General features: G+C 46.3%; 17 protein-coding genes and 1 riboswitch. Of the genes, 5 read left to right on the top strand and 12 right to left on the bottom strand.

Annotated elements, in window-relative coordinates; genetic code table 11:
- Window positions 1-152: 152 nt before the first annotated feature.
- Genes VHA02S_RS23090 through VHA02S_RS23080 form a run of 3 tightly spaced genes read right to left on the bottom strand, consistent with a single transcriptional unit; the run spans window position 153 to window position 1,937 of the window.
- A complete protein-coding gene (locus tag VHA02S_RS23090; RefSeq protein ID WP_038898018.1) occupies window positions 153-617 on the bottom strand; it encodes a GNAT family N-acetyltransferase in 465 nt (154 codons plus the stop codon).
- Window positions 618-626: 9 nt separating this feature from the next.
- Window positions 627-1,358 carry a glucose 1-dehydrogenase gene (locus VHA02S_RS23085; protein WP_038898017.1) on the bottom strand — a complete coding sequence of 244 codons (732 nt, stop codon included), beginning with the start codon at window positions 1,356-1,358 and terminating at the stop codon, window positions 627-629.
- A gap of 27 nt (window positions 1,359-1,385) precedes the next feature.
- Window positions 1,386-1,937 carry a GNAT family N-acetyltransferase gene (locus VHA02S_RS23080; RefSeq protein WP_038898016.1) on the bottom strand — a complete coding sequence of 184 codons (552 nt, stop codon included), beginning with the start codon at window positions 1,935-1,937 and terminating at the stop codon, window positions 1,386-1,388.
- A gap of 231 nt (window positions 1,938-2,168) precedes the next feature.
- Between VHA02S_RS23080 and VHA02S_RS23075 the strand changes: the two genes are divergently transcribed.
- Both VHA02S_RS23075 and VHA02S_RS23070 read left to right on the top strand, forming a co-directional pair.
- Window positions 2,169-3,263, top strand: a complete 1,095-nt coding sequence (locus tag VHA02S_RS23075) for a NapC/NirT family cytochrome c (RefSeq protein ID WP_009697286.1) — start codon at window positions 2,169-2,171, stop codon at window positions 3,261-3,263.
- A gap of 23 nt (window positions 3,264-3,286) precedes the next feature.
- Window positions 3,287-5,734, top strand: coding sequence for a molybdopterin guanine dinucleotide-containing S/N-oxide reductase (locus VHA02S_RS23070; RefSeq protein ID WP_038898015.1), 2,448 nt, complete (start codon window positions 3,287-3,289; stop codon window positions 5,732-5,734).
- 78 nt (window positions 5,735-5,812) lie between these two features.
- On the opposite strand, the gene VHA02S_RS23065 is transcribed toward VHA02S_RS23070, so the two are convergent.
- The 8 genes from VHA02S_RS23065 to thiD all read right to left on the bottom strand — a co-directional run bounded on the left by VHA02S_RS23065 (window position 5,813) and on the right by thiD (window position 12,341).
- Window positions 5,813-6,538 carry a phosphatase PAP2 family protein gene (locus VHA02S_RS23065; RefSeq protein WP_009697284.1) on the bottom strand — a complete coding sequence of 242 codons (726 nt, stop codon included), beginning with the start codon at window positions 6,536-6,538 and terminating at the stop codon, window positions 5,813-5,815.
- Window positions 6,539-6,726: 188 nt separating this feature from the next.
- Window positions 6,727-7,341 carry a thiamine phosphate synthase gene (gene thiE / locus VHA02S_RS23060; protein ID WP_038898014.1) on the bottom strand — a complete coding sequence of 205 codons (615 nt, stop codon included), beginning with the start codon at window positions 7,339-7,341 and terminating at the stop codon, window positions 6,727-6,729.
- A gap of 64 nt (window positions 7,342-7,405) precedes the next feature.
- The gene (thiM, locus tag VHA02S_RS23055) at window positions 7,406-8,197 is read right to left on the bottom strand and encodes a hydroxyethylthiazole kinase (protein ID WP_038898013.1); all 792 of its coding nucleotides are present in this window, start codon (window positions 8,195-8,197) and stop codon (window positions 7,406-7,408) included.
- A gap of 12 nt (window positions 8,198-8,209) precedes the next feature.
- Entirely contained in the window at window positions 8,210-8,878 is a 669-nt protein-coding gene (gene tenA, locus VHA02S_RS23050; protein WP_020195160.1) for a thiaminase II, read from the bottom strand.
- 54 nt (window positions 8,879-8,932) lie between these two features.
- Window positions 8,933-9,883 carry an ABC transporter substrate-binding protein gene (locus tag VHA02S_RS23045; RefSeq protein ID WP_102949532.1) on the bottom strand — a complete coding sequence of 317 codons (951 nt, stop codon included), beginning with the start codon at window positions 9,881-9,883 and terminating at the stop codon, window positions 8,933-8,935.
- Window positions 9,884-9,930: 47 nt separating this feature from the next.
- Window positions 9,931-10,731, bottom strand: a complete 801-nt coding sequence (locus tag VHA02S_RS23040; protein WP_038898012.1) for an ABC transporter permease — start codon at window positions 10,729-10,731, stop codon at window positions 9,931-9,933.
- Window positions 10,724-11,479, bottom strand: coding sequence for an ABC transporter ATP-binding protein (locus VHA02S_RS23035; RefSeq protein ID WP_017189900.1), 756 nt, complete (start codon window positions 11,477-11,479; stop codon window positions 10,724-10,726). Before VHA02S_RS23035 ends, VHA02S_RS23040 begins: the two co-directional genes overlap by 8 nt.
- On the bottom strand, window positions 11,469-12,341 hold the full coding sequence (thiD, locus tag VHA02S_RS23030; RefSeq protein WP_038898011.1) for a bifunctional hydroxymethylpyrimidine kinase/phosphomethylpyrimidine kinase: 873 nt from the start codon (window positions 12,339-12,341) through the stop codon (window positions 11,469-11,471). Before thiD ends, VHA02S_RS23035 begins: the two co-directional genes overlap by 11 nt.
- A 110-nt stretch (window positions 12,342-12,451) precedes the next feature.
- A riboswitch (TPP riboswitch) is annotated at window positions 12,452-12,562 on the bottom strand.
- 481 nt (window positions 12,563-13,043) lie between these two features.
- Here thiD and VHA02S_RS23025 point away from each other — a divergent pair.
- On the top strand, window positions 13,044-14,429 hold the full coding sequence (locus VHA02S_RS23025; protein WP_038898010.1) for a TldD/PmbA family protein: 1,386 nt from the start codon (window positions 13,044-13,046) through the stop codon (window positions 14,427-14,429).
- Window positions 14,429-15,772 carry a TldD/PmbA family protein gene (locus VHA02S_RS23020; RefSeq protein ID WP_038898009.1) on the top strand — a complete coding sequence of 448 codons (1,344 nt, stop codon included), beginning with the start codon at window positions 14,429-14,431 and terminating at the stop codon, window positions 15,770-15,772. The genes VHA02S_RS23025 and VHA02S_RS23020 overlap by 1 nt, the downstream gene beginning before the upstream one ends.
- 66 nt (window positions 15,773-15,838) lie before the next feature.
- Here the strand turns inward: VHA02S_RS23020 and trmY are convergent, their stop codons facing one another.
- Window positions 15,839-16,438 carry a tRNA (pseudouridine(54)-N(1))-methyltransferase TrmY gene (gene trmY, locus VHA02S_RS23015; protein ID WP_005374282.1) on the bottom strand — a complete coding sequence of 200 codons (600 nt, stop codon included), beginning with the start codon at window positions 16,436-16,438 and terminating at the stop codon, window positions 15,839-15,841.
- Window positions 16,439-16,596: 158 nt separating this feature from the next.
- Between trmY and VHA02S_RS23010 the strand changes: the two genes are divergently transcribed.
- Window positions 16,597-17,121 carry a DUF3087 domain-containing protein gene (locus VHA02S_RS23010; RefSeq protein WP_038898008.1) on the top strand — a complete coding sequence of 175 codons (525 nt, stop codon included), beginning with the start codon at window positions 16,597-16,599 and terminating at the stop codon, window positions 17,119-17,121.
- The last annotated feature ends 304 nt before the right edge of the window (window positions 17,122-17,425 follow it).

The following is a 17,425-nucleotide window of genomic DNA, read 5'->3' as shown; positions in this document are numbered from 1 at the left end:
AATCAATGACAACGCTCTGAATCCCGCATCTTGAAGTCACTTGGGTATATCCGTACATCATATCGTCTTTTCAAAAAGGGGGAGGAAGGTGCCAGAAAGAATTGCGATTCAGGTTAGCTTTAATAGTAAATTTCGCTTAAATGCCGTGATCGTTACAAACATTTCAACATGATGCGCGAGCTCGTCGTAAAGTTGAGTTTGTCATAAAACTGCTGAGCAGCTTGGTTAAACTCCATTACTTCCAGCCTAATTTGAACGGCTCCTGACTCAATGGCCCATTGCTCTACTTGATTCATGAGTAGACTTCCCACTCCCTTTGATTTCTGATTTTCATCTACAACTATGGTTCCGATACGGCAGATTGGGTCTTTGATCAGAAAACTAATGGTTTCATTCTGCGTAATGCTTGCGGTCACAAAACCGATCGCTTGTTGGTTTTCTTCAGCAATTAGAATTAAACGTTCCTTATCTTCCAGAGCATTGGCAAGAAATTGTTTGTCTTGCTCCGAGGGGGCAACAAAGGCTTCAGGAGCATTGAGATGGTGAAGTCCACTGATTTGTTTGTTTAACGTAAATAGTGCATCAAGATCTTTGGGTGTAGCTCGTCTTATTTCCATGATTGTTCCTTAATTTCCGCCAGCAAGATCGATAAAGGAGCCAGTGACATACGAGGCTTCGTCACTCAGTAACCAAGAAATGGCATTGGCAACTTCGTCCACAGTGCCACCTCGTTTGAGAGGGATTTTTTCGCTGAGTCTGTCGACACGATTGGGTTCTCCGCCGTCGGCATGGATGTCAGTGTAGATACAGCCGGGGCGAACACCATTAACGCGAATATTTTGCACAGCCAATTCCAAAGACAACCCTTTAGTGAGAGAGTCCATTGCTCCTTTTGATGCTGCATAATCAATATATTCGAATGGCGCACCAGAGCGAGATGCGGCAGAGGAGACATTAACGATGGCACTGCCAGATTCAAATCGTTTCGCCGCTTCTCGACAGCAGAGAAAGCAGCTAGTGACGTTAGTATTCATCACGCTTTGGAAGCGCTCAAGGCTCATGTCGGTAAGGCGAGATTGAGTGAATAAGATTCCAACATTGTTGACGAGGTGAGTGACTTTACCAAGCGCTTGTTCAGTTTGTTCAAACAATGAGAGTACCTGCTGCTCATTGGAAACATCCGCTTGAATAGCGATTGCGTTACCGCCATTTTCTTCTATTTCGTTGACAACTTGTGTGGCAGCGTCAGTCTGCGTACGATAGTTTACGCACACAGAATAACCTTGTGCTGCCAATCGCTTAGCAGTTGCTGCACCAATGCCTCGGCTGGCTCCGGTGATGATGACTACTTTCTGCATAACATATCCTTGTTTTTGTAGTGAATATTATTTTTGTAATGAATAGAGCCTATCAGCGTACTTTTTCCCACCGATTTCATAGGCTTCAGGGATGATTTCAGTAAGTTTAAATCCGCACTTTTCCAGTACTCGCTCGGAGCCAATGTTACCTTCCGTCACGGTGGCAGAAAACTCAGAGATATTGTGCTGGTTAAATGCCCAATCAATTACACCCGCAAGAGATTCGGTACCAAATTGTTTACCGTAAAACTCTGGCAACAACAAATACCCAACCTCAGCAATCCCATTTTGCAGTACAAAGCCAGTGATACCGATTGGCTGTGAGCTGCACTTTTCATAAATCACCAAACATAACCAATGTTCACTTTGGGGAGTCCATATTGGCAGACGCGATTCAAATTTCTGTCTCATGTCAGCTTCTGTTGGCGGATCAAAACAAAGAGCAATGATTTCTGGATCACTGGATAGACGTCGATAGAGATCCCAATTGTCCTGAGTGAGCGGTTTTAGCTCGGTTCTTGGGGTAGAAATAGATTGAGATAGCACGTGCGATTCGCCTCCATGTGATCGAGTTTTCATATTTCACACAAACATATCAAAAGTGCTTTGATAAACAACATCTATCGTTATGGCGAATACGTCTGGTCAAGAAAGATTTTTTTAAAAAATGGAATATGGTAAGGAGCCTCTCAATAACGAAAAATAAGTCACCACATAGAGAATAGGCATGACTCAGATCAAGTCGAAATTACTACTAAAGGGGTAAATATGCGACAAAGCATGTAACTTTGTGAGTATTTATTTCTAATTATGTCAATTAAAAAACGTTATATCGCCGCAATGGTGGCAGTGGGTATTGGTGTGGGCTGGCTAACTTTAGGCGGCACCGCAGCAGTGATGCATTACACATCGGACACTGAGTTTTGTCTTTCTTGTCACTCTATGGAAATTCCATACAAAGAGTATCAAGGCTCAGTGCACTTCAGTAACGCTAAAGGTATTCGAGCTGAGTGTTCAGACTGTCATATTCCGAAAGAGCCAATGGATTACTTGATCACTAAGATCCGTGCCTCAAAAGACATTTACCACGAGTTCGTGACTGGCAAGATCGATACGCCTGAGAAGTACGAGGCGCATCGTACTGAACTTGCTGAGATGGTTTGGGCGCAGTTCCGAGAAAATGATTCGGCAACCTGTCGCTCTTGCCACGATTTCGATGCAATGGAAGAGTTCGAGCAATCACGTGACGCGGCGAAGATGCACGCTTACGGTAAAGCGAATGACCAAACGTGTATCGACTGTCACAAAGGTGTAGCGCACTTTGCTCCAGAAGCGGAACTTGATAGCAAAGCGTTTGAAACACTGATGAGCTTCACAACCAAGACAGCAGCAGATGCGAAAGTGGTTTATCCAGTGACGTCTATCAGCATGGGCGACTTTGGTACGGTGAATCCAACAACCAAGCTGGACGTTGTGAAAGCTGAGGGAGACAACCGCACGGTTAAGATCAACGCATTCCAAATGAAAGGTGCAGAACAAGTGCTTTACATGGGTGAAGGTCAACGCGCGATTGTCGCAACACTATCTGAACAAGGTCAACAAGCAGTTGAAGCTGGTGAGTTCAAGGCAGATGTATATGGCAACGAGTGGCGCCCTGTCACTCTAACGGCAACGATTGATTCTCCTGTCGTTGATACGCTAGAGCCAGTTTGGTCATACGCGGAAGAGTTGGACAACGTTTACTGTGCAACTTGCCACGCGAAAATTCCTTCAAATCACTTTACTGTGAACGCATGGGGTCCTGTAGCGAAGAGTATGGGTGATCGCACTGATATTTCAGCAGAAAACCTAGAAATTTTGACTAAGTTCTTCCAGCACCACGCGAAAGATGTGGTTGGTCACTAATAGATAAATAGAAGGATAAGATTATGACTAATTTAACTCGTCGCGGATTTCTAAAAGGCACTGGTCTAACTGCTGGTGCTCTAGCTTTCACTTCATTGACGCCAATGAGCGCGCTAGCGTCCGATAAGCGTGGTTCAGGTGTACTCACAGCGGGTCGCATGGGTCCAATGCTATGTGAAGTGAAAGACGGTAAGCTGATTTCTACCACGAACGCATTGCCACAAACGGTACCAAACAGTCTTCAAACTACGGGGCCTGACCAAGTTCATACTAAAGCTCGTGTTAAGTACCCAATGGTACGTAAAGGCTATTTGGCAAACCCATCTGTGCCAGAAGGTGTGCGCGGTAGTGATGAATTCGTTCGCGTGTCTTGGGATGAAGTTTACAAACTGATTCACGAACAACACATGCGCATTCGCAAAGAGCATGGTGCTGAATCGGTGTTTGCTGGTTCTTATGGTTGGCGTTCAAGTGGCGTATTGCACAAAGCGCAAACGCTTCTACAGCGCTATATGAGCATGGCAGGCGGTTATTCAGGTCACCTTGGTGACTACTCTACAGGTGCAGCGCAGGTGATCATGCCGCACGTGGTAGGTTCTATTGAAGTATACGAACAGCAAACCATTTACCCTGTGGTTCTTGAGCACAGTGACGTTGTGGTGCTTTGGGGTCTTAACCCAATCAATACCCTAAAAATCGCTTGGAGCTCAACAGACTGTGCGGGTCTTGAGTTCTTCCACCAGCTTAAGAAGTCAGGTAAGACGGTTATCGCTATCGACCCAATGCGTTCAGAAACCATCGAGTTCTTCGGCGAAAACGCAGAATGGATCGCTCCGCATCCTATGACGGATGTGGCAATGATGATGGGTATCGCACATACACTTGTGAAACAAGGTAAGCACGACAAAGAATTTTTAGCGAAATACACCACAGGCTACGACGTATTCGAAGCTTACCTAATGGGTAAAGAAGACGGCGTTGAGAAATCTGCAGAGTGGGCATCTAAGATTTGTGGTGTGCCAGTTAAGCAACTTGAGCTACTTGCAGACATCTTCAGCAAAAACCGCACAATGCTGATGGCGGGCTGGGGTATGCAGCGCCAACAATACGGAGAGCAACGCCACTGGATGCTAGTGACGCTAGCCACTATGCTGGGGCAAATTGGTCTACCGGGTGGTGGTTTTGGCTTCTCTTACCATTACTCAAACGGTGGTAACCCTGCACGTGATGCGGGTGTGCTTCCTGCGATTTCAGCATCACTAGGTGGCGGATCTTCTGCGGGTAACGATTGGGCGGTTTCTGGCTCTGTTAATGCATTCCCAGTAGCACGTATTGTTGAAGCGTTAGAAAACCCAGGAATGAGCTACCATCATAATGGTCATGACTTAACGTTCCCTGAGATCAAGATGATTTGGTGGGCAGGCGGTGCGAACTTTACTCACCACCAAGATACCAACCGTTTGATCAAAGCGTGGCAAAAACCAGAGCTTATCGTTATCTCTGAACCATACTGGACAGCGGCAGCGAAGCACGCGGATATTGTTCTACCTATCACCACATCGTTTGAGCGTAACGATATGACCATGACAGGTGACTACAGTAACCAACACCTAGTACCAATGAAACAAGTGGTAGAGCCTCAAGGTGAAGCTCGTAACGACTTTGATGTATTTGCGGATATGGCAGAATTGCTTGCTCCGGGTGGACGTGATGTTTACACCGAAGGCAAAACGGAAATGGAATGGCTGTATGGCTTCTATAAAGCAGCGCAGCAAGGCGGTCGTGGTCAACGCATCGCAATGCCAAACTTCAGTAAATTCTGGGAAGATAATCAGTTGATCGAAATGAAGTGGAACGAGAAAAACGCGCAGTTTGTACGTTACGCTGAATTCCGTGAAAACCCAATTATGAGCCCACTAGGTACGCCAAGTGGTAAGTTCGAGATCTTCTCTAAGACAATTGAAGGCTACCAGTTAGAAGACTGTCCTCCGCACCCAACTTGGATGGAGCCAACAGAATACACGGGCAATGCCACTGATGGTGAGCTTCAGCTAATGACGGCGCACGCCGCGCATCGTCTGCATAGCCAGTTCAACTACGCGAAGATTCGTGAAGAGTACGCGATTGCTGATCGTGAGCCGATTTCTATCCACCCAGAAGATGCAAAAGCACGAGGTATTAAGACCGGTGATCTTGTTCGTGCCTTTAATGGTCGCGGTCAAGTTCTGGTGGGGGCATTGGTTACTGATGGCATCAAGCAAGGTTCTGTTTGTATTCACGAAGGTGGTTGGCCAGATCTAGATCCGAAAACAGGCATCTGTAAAAACGGTGGTTGTAATGTTCTAACGCTAGATATTCCAACTTCTCGTCTTGCGAACGGTTGTGCGGCAAACTCTGCGTTGGTTCGTATCGAGAAATACGAAGGACCAATCCTTGAGCTAACGGCATTTACACCACCTAAGAATGCTTAGTCTTAGTTTTGAATCCAATGTTTAAAATGAACGAAGCCAGCAAGTTGCTGGCTTCTTTTTATCTATTTTTTAAGACTTCTACTTGGTTGCTAAGGCAACGAAAGGCGCTTTTTTTGTAATTTGAAACGTAGGTAGTAAGGTAAATACCACCGCGACAAACACCACTGAACCAATCAAATCCTCAATTCTGTGCATGCCTAGCCACAAACGGCTGTACGCTACGCCCATAGCCCACACCCATAAAGTTGCAGCAGAAAAATAGCACTTATTCTGCAAAAATAACCCACCGAAGAAGGCTAAACAGATTGAAACGAAAATCGTATGACCAGATGGGAAAGAGTAATCTTTTTCACCTTGCCAGTGGCGAGTGCGCCATTCGCTGACTTTCTCAGAAATCTGCCCAATCACATTCGCTTGCTGAGCGGTTTCTAGTTGATAAAACGCTTCTGGATGTTCAATTAATTGCTCTGCAGCAAGCAATTCGGTGTAGGGACGTGGGCTTTCTGTCATTAGCTTCAAGCCTGTTTTGCTGGCAAAACCAATCACCAGTAGCAACCCCAGCATCGACAGTTTTTGCATCCAGTCGGTGCGAGATGGTTTAAAGCGGTAAAGGGACAGCACCAACAACGTCAAGGTAATTAAAAAGCCTTTGCTGCCTGCAGAGTCTGTCAGCAAGGTGAATAGGATGCCAGTACCATCAGAAACGTGAGAAGTAAGATCGTGGAACGAGGCAAACAGCGAAAGCGGGATGATGCCAAGAATGAACAAGGCGAGCATCATCAAACCATATTTTTTTGTTTTCATGAAAAGTCATACAGCAGTCGAAAATAGGCGGCTATCTTACGACAATCGATGTGAAAAACTTATCAACGCTCTGTCAATTCGAGCGTGAAAGTGACATCGCAAGTCTTCGTTGTGAAAGGAGGGACTGTTGAAAGTAATGAAAGGCAAACGCGCTCATCCATAAGCACTTTGTTTTGGAGTGAGCGAGGTTAGCGCATCAACCCCAATAGAGACTCCGATGCTGCTTTTGGATCTTCTGCGTGGCAAATTGCTGAAACTAAAGCTAAGCCATGAACACCAGTGGCGCTAAGCTGCGGAATGTTACTTTCGTTAATGCCGCCAATGGCAACAATCGGTAGTGAAGTCGTCTCTAACGCCATCTTCAAACCATCAATTCCCCAATGTTTTTTGGTGTTGGTTTTGGTTGGCGTCGCGAATATCGCGCTCAAACCGATGTAATCAATCGGCAGAGAGTCGGCTTCTGCAAGCTGCTCTTCATTTTCGATAGATAAACCGAGAATTTTGTTTGGTCCAATCAACTCACGAGCAATGATTGCTGGCATGTCTGATTGCCCAAGGTGGACCCCATCAGCATCGACAGCCAGTGCGACATCTACGCGGTCATTGACGATCAAAGGCACATCGGTATCTTTAAGGATGTCTTTCACGGCTTGAGCTCGTTCGATAAACGCACGCACATCACCGTGTTTTTCGCGGACTTGTACCATAGTCACGCCACCTTCCACGGCTTTTCTCACAACACGCTTTAGTGTGGCTAAATCTTGTTGGTCATCGGTGACCAAATATAAACGATAGGCGTTCATTGGGTTTCCTTTAAGCCTCTCATTGAAAGAGGATTGAGAGGCTAGTGTTAAAAGAGATAAAAGCTTATTGCACGTGCAGTTTGAGGCGCTTCGCCAATGTTTCTTCATCCAACTGGTAAAGCTCGTCCAACAGGTTCATTTGTAGGCTACCTGGACCACGAGCTTGTTCTGCTGCAATCTCGCCAACAACGCCCAGTACCGCCGCAGCAACAAGCCCGGTGTTATCACCAACTGCAGCAAAAGCACCCGTCAGTGCCGTTAGTGTACAGCCCATTCCGGTTACGTATGGCATCATCTCGTGACCATTGTTCAGTTGCACGGTTTGTTCCTTCGTGACGATGTAATCAGTCTCGCCAGAAATCACCACGCTTGCATCATACTCTGTGACTAAGAAGTTGGCTGCACCAAGTGCCGCGTCGCTGCTGTCTAACGCATCGACGCCTTTGCTTTGTGCTTGCTCACCAGCGAGAGCAATGATTTCTGAAGCGTTACCTCGGATGATGAGTTTGTCTGCAAGGCGTGCGATTTCACGTGATGTCTCTGTACGTAGTGAGCTTGCTCCGCAACCGACTGGGTCGAGTATAACGATTTTACCATTGGCATTGGCTTGCTCTACGGCATAGCTCATACGAGGTGTCCAAACGCTGTCTAGGGTACCAATGTTGATAACCAGTGAGTCCGCGAACGACATCATCTCTGCCATTTCCTGCTTGGAGTGCGCCATGATTGGAGAAGCGCCGATAGCCAATAGCGCGTTTGCCGTGTTGTTCATCACCACGTAGTTAGTGATGTTAACGACTAATGGCTTTTGCTGGCGTACTGCGGTTAATGCTTGGGTGATTTGTTCAATTAACATGAGACTCTCCGATTAATCTTGCTGAGCATTCAGACCTTGTTGCCAGAATGCTACTTCCATACGCGTTGCAGTTTTGAATACCTGAATCAGGTTTTGACCACGCTGGCTATTGATGTCGATTTCCGCCAATAACTGATTAAAGTGTTCTGCACCTTTTGCGACACCAGATTGGAACTCTTCACCACCGTAGAGATTGATCCAACTTGCGTATGGATTGCCTTCGATTACTGTCTTTTCATCTTCAATCAGCATCTTACCGATAACGGCATAACCGATAGAGCATGGCGCTAGTGCCGCGTATAGATCAACAAGATCGCCCGTCATGCCAGCATCCAACACATAACGGGTGTAAGCTACCGTGCCGAAATCTTCTGGCTCGTTTTCTAAATCGGATTCCGTCAGTCCCCATTGCTCACAGTAAGTCACGTGGTGGGCGATTTCAGAATCGAGCAATGCATGTACGCTTGGGAGAGCACGGCGCATGTCATCCAAAGTACGCGCTTTGTAGATCGCTAATGCGTAAGCTCGTGCGTACTGTTTTAGGAAAAGAAAATCCTGTTTTAGGTAATGTAAAAAACAAGGCTGAGCCAGAGTGCCTTGCGCCAATTGCTGCACGAAAGCATGCTCAGTGTATTCTTGCCAATCTTGGCGGCAAGCGTCGATCAAATCTTGGTATTTCATTATGAGTATCTCGTTATCAAAAGACCCTAGGCTGAGATCCTAAGGTCAGTAGAATTAGTCAAAGTTCGGTACGTAATCTTTCGCTTTTGGCAGTGTTTCGATGATTTTTTGTGAATACATGAATTCGGCATAATCATCGTAGCGTTTCAGATCTACTGCAGATGGACGAAGAGCGAAACGAGTTAGTGTGTCATTCCAAGCGCGCTGGTTAAGCTCGTTGTTGAGGGTGTCTGGTGAATAAGCCACAAACTCTTTCCAAGATTCTTTTGGATGGTTAACGATGTAAGTGGTCGCTTGCTCCAGTGCTTTGTTGAATGCCTTGATGGCTTCTTTGTCGTAGGTTTTTGCATTGGCTACGAAGACTAACTCGTCATACGCTGGCACGCCGTGTTCTTCAGGGAAGAAGGCTTTAGCTTTATAACCTTCTAGTGCAAGTTGGTTGGTTTCGAAGTTACGTAGACCGCCCCAAATCGCATCCACCTTGCCAGACGCAAGAGAGGAAGACAGCGCCCAACCTACGTTGATGATTTGTACGTCAGAAAACTTCACATTCTCTTGAGCTAACATAGTGCCGATTGTTGCTTCTTCGTTGCCTGCGATCGCAATACCGATCTTCTTACCTTTTAAGTCGCCAAGGTTTTCATTCTTACCGTTGTCCAACACCATCAGCGTGTTGAGTGGCGTAGCAATCAAAGTCGCAGAGCGGATTAATGGCAAACCCGCCGCGACATCGATAGTTAGGCTTGGCTGGTAAGAAATCGCCATGTCGACCTTGCCAGCAGCGACCAACTTAGGTGGCGTACTTGGATCTGCAGGCTCTTGAATGTTGACCTTCAAACCTTGTTCTTTGAAGTAACCGCGCTCTTTGGCAATCACGATAGGACCATGGTTTGGATTGACGAACCAATCCAGCATAAGTGTCATCTCTTTTTCAGCAGCAAGTACGTTGGTTGATACCACTGAAGCGAGTAGAGCAGCAGTGCTCATAAGTTTGTTTTTATTCACGGGGTTCTTCCTTTTCTTTCCCAATTTCCTTTGGTTATTTTCTGCAATTACTTGCTTTCCCAAGGGATGGCTTTTTTCAATAATTTATCGGTGATGAAGTAGAGTGCGATAGACAGCACAGCGAGGATAAACAGCGCCGCAAACATCTCATCAATGATCATGCGAGCGTTAGCTTGGAGCATCAGGTAACCCAAGCCTTCACTTGAACCTACCCACTCACCGACCACTGCTCCAATTGGCGCAATAACGACGGCAACACGAATACCTGAAGCTAACGTTGGTAGTGCGGCTGGCAATTGAATATGACGAAGTAAATGCCATTTAGACGCGCCCATGGTCTTGGCAAGGTCGAGGTAACCTGTTGGTGTATTGCGCAAACCGTCGTAGCAACATGTTGTGACGGGGAAAAAGATGATGATTGCCGCCATAACAACTTTTGAAGCAATGCCGTAACCGAGCCAAAGCATGAGCACTGGCGCGATGGCGAACACAGGGATCGCTTGGCTAGCAATCAGAATTGGCAGTAACCAACGCTTCAGCGGCTCGAACATCAGCATTTGCAATGCGAACAGCAAACCCATCGATAATCCAAGCGCCAAGCCAAGTAAAATCTCTTGCGCAGTAACCCAAGTATGTTTGAGCAATACATCGTAACGAGTGACCAATCTATCCAGCACTTCAATAGGTGAAGGTAAGATGAAGCTTGGCATATCGAATATCACCACGACCAACTGCCACAATCCCAAGATCACCGCAGTGCTTATGACCAAGCGCAGAGCCGGATGGGTCACGCGTTCTTTTTTATTAATACGTGCCGAAACGGAGTTGTACTGAGTCATATCACTCATAGTCTTTTTCCAATTGATCCAAAATCGCTTGTTGAAGCGCGGCGCATTCTCCATCGAGAACTCGTGGTGGCTTGGAATCCGGAACAACCAAGTGCTGAGCTTGCGCAGGCGTGCCTTGCAATACATAGAGTTGGTGAGCTAATCGCACCGCTTCTTGTGGGTCGTGGGTAATAAGAACAACCGTCTTATCTTTCAGTAATTCGGCAGACAAGGTTTGCAACTTATGACGAGTAACCGCGTCCAACGCAGAGAAAGGCTCATCCATCAGAACCAGAGGCTTGTCTTGCATCAGAGTGCGAGCAAGGGCAACGCGCTGTCTCATGCCCCCAGAGAGCTGAGCTGGCTTAGCATCCGCGTAATCGGCGAGTCCCACTTGGCTGAGTAAAGTCAGTGCACGTTGTTTATTTTGTTCTGGTGCTTGATCTTGAGAAAATCGAGAACTTAGGCAGACGTTGTCTAACACATTTAACCACGGCAGCAACAAGTCTTGCTGCGCCATGTAGGCAATACGCTTGTGTAAGGTGATGCCATCCGTGGTCGTTAACTCGCCATGCCATTCGACTTTGTCGTCTAACAAACCCGCTAGATAACGAAGGATCGTCGTTTTTCCGCAACCACTGCGACCAAGTAACACCGTCCATTGATTGGCAGGGATGGTCATACTCAACCCTGCTAATGTTGGTGTTTGGCTGTCTTTGTATTGCAGACTTGCTTCGGTAAGCTGAATGCCGAGTGCATTAGCGCACATGCGTGTGACCTGTAAAAAAATGGTTCACAGGACCATGACCTTTACCGACATCCAATTCGTCAGCGTGTGCGATAGCTTGGCTGATGTACTGCTTACCTAGGTGCACCGCTTTGTGCAGGTTGTTGCCTTGACCAAGGTAAGACGCGATAGCAGAAGACAGCGTGCAGCCTGTGCCATGGGTGTTTTTGGTTGGAAAGCGTTTAGCGCTAATTAACTCGGCATTGTCTTGCATGATCAGCAGATCGTTGCTGTTTTCGTCTTTTTCCAGATGACCGCTTTTTAACAGCACCGCTTTTGCCCCTAATGCGCGCAAGTCAGCAATCATATCGTTCATTTCAGATTCTGATTGAGGAACTGGTTTACCTGTCAATGCTGCACCTTCAGGTAGGTTAGGGGTAATGATGTCTGCGAGCTGAATCAATTCTTCTTTTAAAGTGCTGATTGCCGACTGTTCCAGTAATAGATCGCCGCTGGTGGCCACCATAACAGGGTCAATCACGAGGTGTTTTGGCTGGTATTGTTTAATTTTGTCTGCAACGACTTTGATGATATTGGAATCGGCCAGCATGCCCACTTTAACTGCAACGATGTTGAGGTCGGTAAATACCGCATCAAGTTGGCTCTCTACATGGTCGAGAGGGATTGGGAAAATCGCAGAAACGCCTTGGGTATTTTGCGAAGTAATCGCCGTGATTACCGAGCAAGCAAAACTGCCGGTTGCGGACATCGCTTTTATGTCGGCTTGAATGCCTGCGCCGCCACCGCTATCAGAACCTGCAATCGTTAACACAATCGGTGTGTCTGTTGAAGTTGCTGCTTGTGGCTGTGTTGATGGTTTTTCTTGGCTTGACTGCTGCGCCATGGTCGCTCCTATTACAAGACGTACAGGAACTGACTTGGCCAAGCAAGGGAAGATCGGTGATCGGATCCATTGGGCTAGCTGCACTGGTAGAGACTCAAGGCAAGCTAGTGGCAAAGTGATTGATAGTTCCCTACGTCAGTGCTAACTGAATCAGGTTCAACGGGTCTCGAATTTCGATCTCAGCCGATGCATTCACTGCATGGGCCCCCCGACTATTTCGTCAAGATAATAGCAGTTCACTCAGTTACGGTGCACGTGTTTTTTTATGGCTAGAGAGAGTCATCATTTAAATATGAGAACTGGATTCTCTTCGTAATTAGCCCCCCAGCGTTGTTAACTGCGCTCACTCGCCCAATCACATAGGCTAACTATGCTCATGGGACTCTTTCGCTTGTTGCCTAGCTGGAACCCTAATTATTTTGTGAATCCAACAGCAATGTGGTGGCAGAATTTAGTGTAAATAACGTGCTGCATTGAAACTGGCAGTTCAAGACACTATCTAATAGTGAGATGTCGACATAATAAGTAACGATTCGTTCTTTGATTTAGCAAGGATTAGCATAAAACAAGGTTAAAAAAGTGTTAATGTTTAACGCGTTGCCAATATGCTTTTGAGTCATCCAATTTAGGTTGTGACTGTTATACACAAAGTCTAACTCAAAGGTGGGGAAGGCTAGGACGATCAACGAGCAAGGAGATTTCATGCTTAATTCTGTAACAGCGAAAGCGGTGATCGATCATGCCCTCTTTTTAGGGGCTGATTTCGCTGAGCTATTCGTTGAACACCATCAAACCAACACTGTCCAGATCGCATCTGGTGAGGTGGACAAGGTGAACTCGGGTATCGATTTTGGTATCGGTATTCGTCTCTTCTTCGGTCATAAAGTGCTTTACGGTTACACCAACAGCACCGATGAAGCCGAGCTTAAACGCGTAACCTCACTGCTTGCAGCAAAAGACAAGCGTGAGCAAATCGCCTCAGCAGGTTCTCTCAATCTGAACCGCTACCCAATTCAACATGGTTGTCGTATGCCACTTGGCAAAGACGCTAACCTAGATTCTAAAATTGCTTTCTTATTGCAAGTTGACCAAGCCGCACGCGCAGAGAGTGAACATATCAGCCAGTTCATCGGCAGTGTGCTTCAGCGCGAACAACAAGTGTCTATCTTCAACTCAGAAGGTCTACACGTTGACGATACTCGTCACTACATACGAGTTGCTGGTAATACCGTCGCTCAAAAAGGTAATGAGCAGTCTTCTGGTATGGAAGGTCCTGGCGCTCTTGCTGGTTGGGAGTTCAGTGAACAGCTTGATGCCAAAGAGCTAGGTCAAACTATCGCGCAGCAAGCGTTGGTTAAACTTGGTGCGGATGCTTGTCCATCGGGTGAAATGCCGGTGGTGATTGGTAACGGCTTTGGTGGCGTTATCTTCCATGAAGCATGTGGTCACTTGTTAGAAACCACTTCAGTTGCGAAGAAAGCATCAGTCTTCCACGACAAGATGGGCGAAATGGTTGCTCACACCGCAGTGAATGCAGTCGATGATGGCACCATGACTAACGAATGGGGCTCGATTCATGTTGATGATGAAGGCATGAAGACTCAGCGCACTCAATTGATCAAAGACGGTAAGCTTACCAGCTTCATGGTCGATAAAATGGGGGGCATGAAGATAGGTTGCGAACCTACGGGGTCTGGTCGTCGTCAAAACTACAAGTTCGCACCAACCTCGCGTATGCGTAACACCTTTATCGAAGAAGGCGAGCATTCACTTGATGACATGCTGACAGGCATCGAGCGTGGTATCTATGCGAAGAAGATGGGCGGCGGCTCGGTTCAACCGGGTACGGGGGAGTTCAACTTTGCCGTTCGTGAAGCTTATCTCATTGAAAATGGCAAAATCACTAAGCCTCTGAAAACTGCAACGCTGATCAGCACGGGTCCAAAAGTGCTGAAAGAAATCAGCATGGTCGGCAAAGACATGGCGCTTGCGCCGGGCATGTGTGGTTCCGTGAGTGGTTCAGTGCCAACAACAGTCGGTCAGCCAACGCTGAAAGTAGATAACATTCTGGTAGGAGGCGGTAACTAATGAGCCAAGAACAACAACTTCTTAATGCGGTTGATTACGTCCTATCAGAAGCAAAACGCCAAGGTGCAGAAGCGGACGTCATTGTAAACCGCAACAGCAGCTTTTCTTTGAAAGCGAACCAAGGAAAGCTGGATGAGTACAAAGTAAGCTCAAGCCAAGTTCTGGGTGTTCGTGTTGTGAAAGATGCGCGTGTTGCAACAAGCTATTCTGAGTCTTTAGAGCAACCAAGCTTAGATTTGATGCTGACCAACGCACTGCAAAGCGCTCGCTTTTCCAAGCAAGATGAACATCAGACGATTAGCTGCGTGAACAGCCAAATCGCGACTGATGTTGCTGAGATTGCGCAAGAAGATACAACTTCTGTTGACGAAAAAATCGAACTGTCTCTCGCACTTGAGCAAGGTGTAGTAGCTCTGCCTCACGCCTCTAGCGCACCTTACAATGGTTACAGCGATGGCGAAACACAACTGATCATTGCCAATACTCAAGGCACATTGTGTCAACACTTCGAGCGCTCGTTCACTTGTTACGCGTATACCTTGTTTGAAAAAGACGGCAAACAGTCAATGGCGGGTAGAATGTCACTTGGTCGCCGTTTTGATGAGTTGAATCCAGCTTACTGTATCGAAGGCGGTTACAACCTTGCTCGAGATCTTCTTGAAGGTGCACCGGTTGCGACGGGTAACTACCCTGCTATCTTCCATATCAATGCGCTAGCAAGTTTATTCGGTGCTTTCGGCAGTGCTTTCTCTGGCGTAAGCGCGATGAAAGGCATTACGCCACTGGGTGATAAGCTTGGTCAACGTGTTGCGAGTGATTTAATTACCTTTACTGATACGGCTTACATGCCAAATGGTATGGCAATCGCAAGTTTTGATAGTGAAGGCTTTGCTACTCAAGACAATGTGATGATTGCTAATGGTGAGTTGAAAACCTTGCTACACAACAGCCAGACCGCAAGTTACTTGGGCGCAGTCTCGACAGCAAGTGCTGCTCGCGGTGCAAAATCGAGCCTAGACGTATCAGCGAATCACAAAGTGATTGCGACGGGTAACAGTAGTGCGTCAGAAGTGAAAGCGGGTGAGTACCTAGAGTTAGTCGAACTGCAGGGTGTTCACTCTGGCGCGGATGCGGTGAGTGGTGATTTCTCGTTTGGTGCGAGTGGCTTCTTGTGCCGTGATGGTGAGCGCATTCAACCAGTGCGTGGTATCACTGTAGCGGGTAACTTCTACAAGATGCTGCAAGAAGTTGAGGCTGTGGGTGATGCTCAGTTAATTAACGATAGCCGCACTTTCTTCTCGCCAGACGTTCGTTTTGCTCGTTTGAGCATTGGCGGTAAATAACTCCGGCATTCCTATAGAAACAAAAAGAGGACTCAATGGAGTCCTCTTTCTTTTAACTCGTGAGAATTAAAATTCGCGAATGTCTAACTCATTGTGGATCAATACCACACACTGAGAAGCGAACAGCATCTTAGGACCTAAGCTGATCTTCTCTGTGCCAAGGCGCTTTAAGCTGTTAAAAGACTTCTTCGGCATCGGAATATGGTCAGTTAGCAAGAAACATGGGTTTCCACCGATTTCTGCATCACGAACAAATTCGCCTTTTTTATCCAACATATATAGTTGGTGATCTTCTGCCAGTTCTTGCACTAAGCGTTCAAAGCTGACTGTACGAACGGTGATACCAGGTTCGACTTCACGAAGCTGCTCTTTACCCATACCAACCGAAGCGTCTAAAGCGCGAGCCACCGCTGCAATCAAAGTTGACTCATGGAAGCCGCCAATGTTGGTTATGTCGTTGGAGCGAATGGTAATGGTACGTGAGAAATCTTTTGTGCTTTCTAAAACCAAGTGCACAACCACATCTTCGCGGTGCGATTGAGCAACGAACATAGTGTTCATCATGGTATGAGCAAGAATCTCTGTATGCGCTTCATTACCAACACCTTCTAACAGTGCTTTGCTGGTGGTTGGCGCCGCGCGAGCTCGTAAAACAAAAGAGCGCATGAATTTAGCCTCTATATAGGAAGAGTGAATGCGCGGAAGTATATACCCAAGCAGGGAAGGGATGCGAGTTTAATAGCAAATGTGAACTTACTTACAAAGCTTCGATTGTCGTAAGGAGTGTGCTGGTTAGAATAGAGGCAACCTGTTAGGAGCGGTATATGGAAATCAAAAAAATAAACAAACAAGTCTATAGAAAGAAGGTCAACCTAGTGATTGGTGGCTTTGTTGCCTTGCTTGCGATCTCTTCTCTTGTTTTTAGTACTTTATTAATTATCTTGTTCGGTAATACAGATGTAGTACCTGAACAATCGACGGGGAACTTTCATTGGAACTTAATTGGTGTTGTGCTCGCCTTAGCCACTTCACTGTCTTTGTTGAACCAATTCAAAACACGCCCTTATATGGAAGAAGTGTTGTATGTCTGGAAACTCAAGCAACTGCACAACAAGATCTTTCGCAAACTGAAAAGCATTAAAGCCGCTTCTGTTGAGCACGATGTAAAAGCGCTGACGATACTTAAGTTCTACTATACGACTCAAAGTCAGGTGTTTGAGTTAGACAACAACACATTAACGATGAGCAGTGTAAATAAAGAATTAGAGGCAATTGAACAAATAGAAGCGGCGCAATCACTGGATCTGGATATCGCTAGCTTTGAAGAGTCTTGGATAGACACATATTGATTGCCTATTTGCTACTTGAAGTTAACAACTAAGTGCTAAAAATAAGCGTTTGAGTGAGATTTCATCACTCAACGCTTTTTTTTAAGTTTTTTTCTAAAAAAGGGTTGCCAAGAAAAATCATCTCCCTATAATGCGCCTCCGTTGTCAGGGCAAAGCGGAAACGCAAAAGCGGTTGGCAATGAGGCGAAAGAAAAAGCTTCTAAAAATTAATTTAAAAAAGTGTTTGACACTAAGAATTAATTCCTTAGAATACGCCTCCGCTTCGATAGCAAAGCTTACGAAGCAAGCTCTTTAACAATATAGA

The sequence above is a fragment of the Vibrio harveyi NBRC 15634 = ATCC 14126 = KCTC 12724 genome, from assembly GCF_001591145.1.
Taxonomy (GTDB): domain Bacteria; phylum Pseudomonadota; class Gammaproteobacteria; order Enterobacterales; family Vibrionaceae; genus Vibrio; species Vibrio harveyi.
Note: the sequence above shows the minus strand (reverse complement) of the source record. Positions and strands in the feature narration are given on the sequence as shown.

Bases quoted from the DNA above. Each gene is read 5' to 3' on its own strand.
- VHA02S_RS23090 (WP_038898018.1), bottom strand. From the start codon at position 617: ATGGAAATAAGACGAGCTACACCCAAAGATCTTGATGCACTATTTACG.
- VHA02S_RS23085 (WP_038898017.1), bottom strand. From the start codon at position 1,358: ATGCAGAAAGTAGTCATCATCACCGGAGCCAGCCGAGGCATTGGTGCA.
- VHA02S_RS23080 (WP_038898016.1), bottom strand. From the start codon at position 1,937: ATGAAAACTCGATCACATGGAGGCGAATCGCACGTGCTATCTCAATCT.
- VHA02S_RS23075 (WP_009697286.1), top strand. From the start codon at position 2,169: ATGTCAATTAAAAAACGTTATATCGCCGCAATGGTGGCAGTGGGTATT.
- VHA02S_RS23070 (WP_038898015.1), top strand. From the start codon at position 3,287: ATGACTAATTTAACTCGTCGCGGATTTCTAAAAGGCACTGGTCTAACT.
- VHA02S_RS23065 (WP_009697284.1), bottom strand. From the start codon at position 6,538: ATGAAAACAAAAAAATATGGTTTGATGATGCTCGCCTTGTTCATTCTT.
- thiE (WP_038898014.1), bottom strand. From the start codon at position 7,341: ATGAACGCCTATCGTTTATATTTGGTCACCGATGACCAACAAGATTTA.
- thiM (WP_038898013.1), bottom strand. From the start codon at position 8,197: ATGTTAATTGAACAAATCACCCAAGCATTAACCGCAGTACGCCAGCAA.
- tenA (WP_020195160.1), bottom strand. From the start codon at position 8,878: ATGAAATACCAAGATTTGATCGACGCTTGCCGCCAAGATTGGCAAGAA.
- VHA02S_RS23040 (WP_038898012.1), bottom strand. From the start codon at position 10,731: ATGAGTGATATGACTCAGTACAACTCCGTTTCGGCACGTATTAATAAA.
- VHA02S_RS23035 (WP_017189900.1), bottom strand. From the start codon at position 11,479: ATGTGCGCTAATGCACTCGGCATTCAGCTTACCGAAGCAAGTCTGCAA.
- thiD (WP_038898011.1), bottom strand. From the start codon at position 12,341: ATGGCGCAGCAGTCAAGCCAAGAAAAACCATCAACACAGCCACAAGCA.
- VHA02S_RS23025 (WP_038898010.1), top strand. From the start codon at position 13,044: ATGCTTAATTCTGTAACAGCGAAAGCGGTGATCGATCATGCCCTCTTT.
- VHA02S_RS23020 (WP_038898009.1), top strand. From the start codon at position 14,429: ATGAGCCAAGAACAACAACTTCTTAATGCGGTTGATTACGTCCTATCA.
- trmY (WP_005374282.1), bottom strand. From the start codon at position 16,438: ATGCGCTCTTTTGTTTTACGAGCTCGCGCGGCGCCAACCACCAGCAAA.
- VHA02S_RS23010 (WP_038898008.1), top strand. From the start codon at position 16,597: ATGGAAATCAAAAAAATAAACAAACAAGTCTATAGAAAGAAGGTCAAC.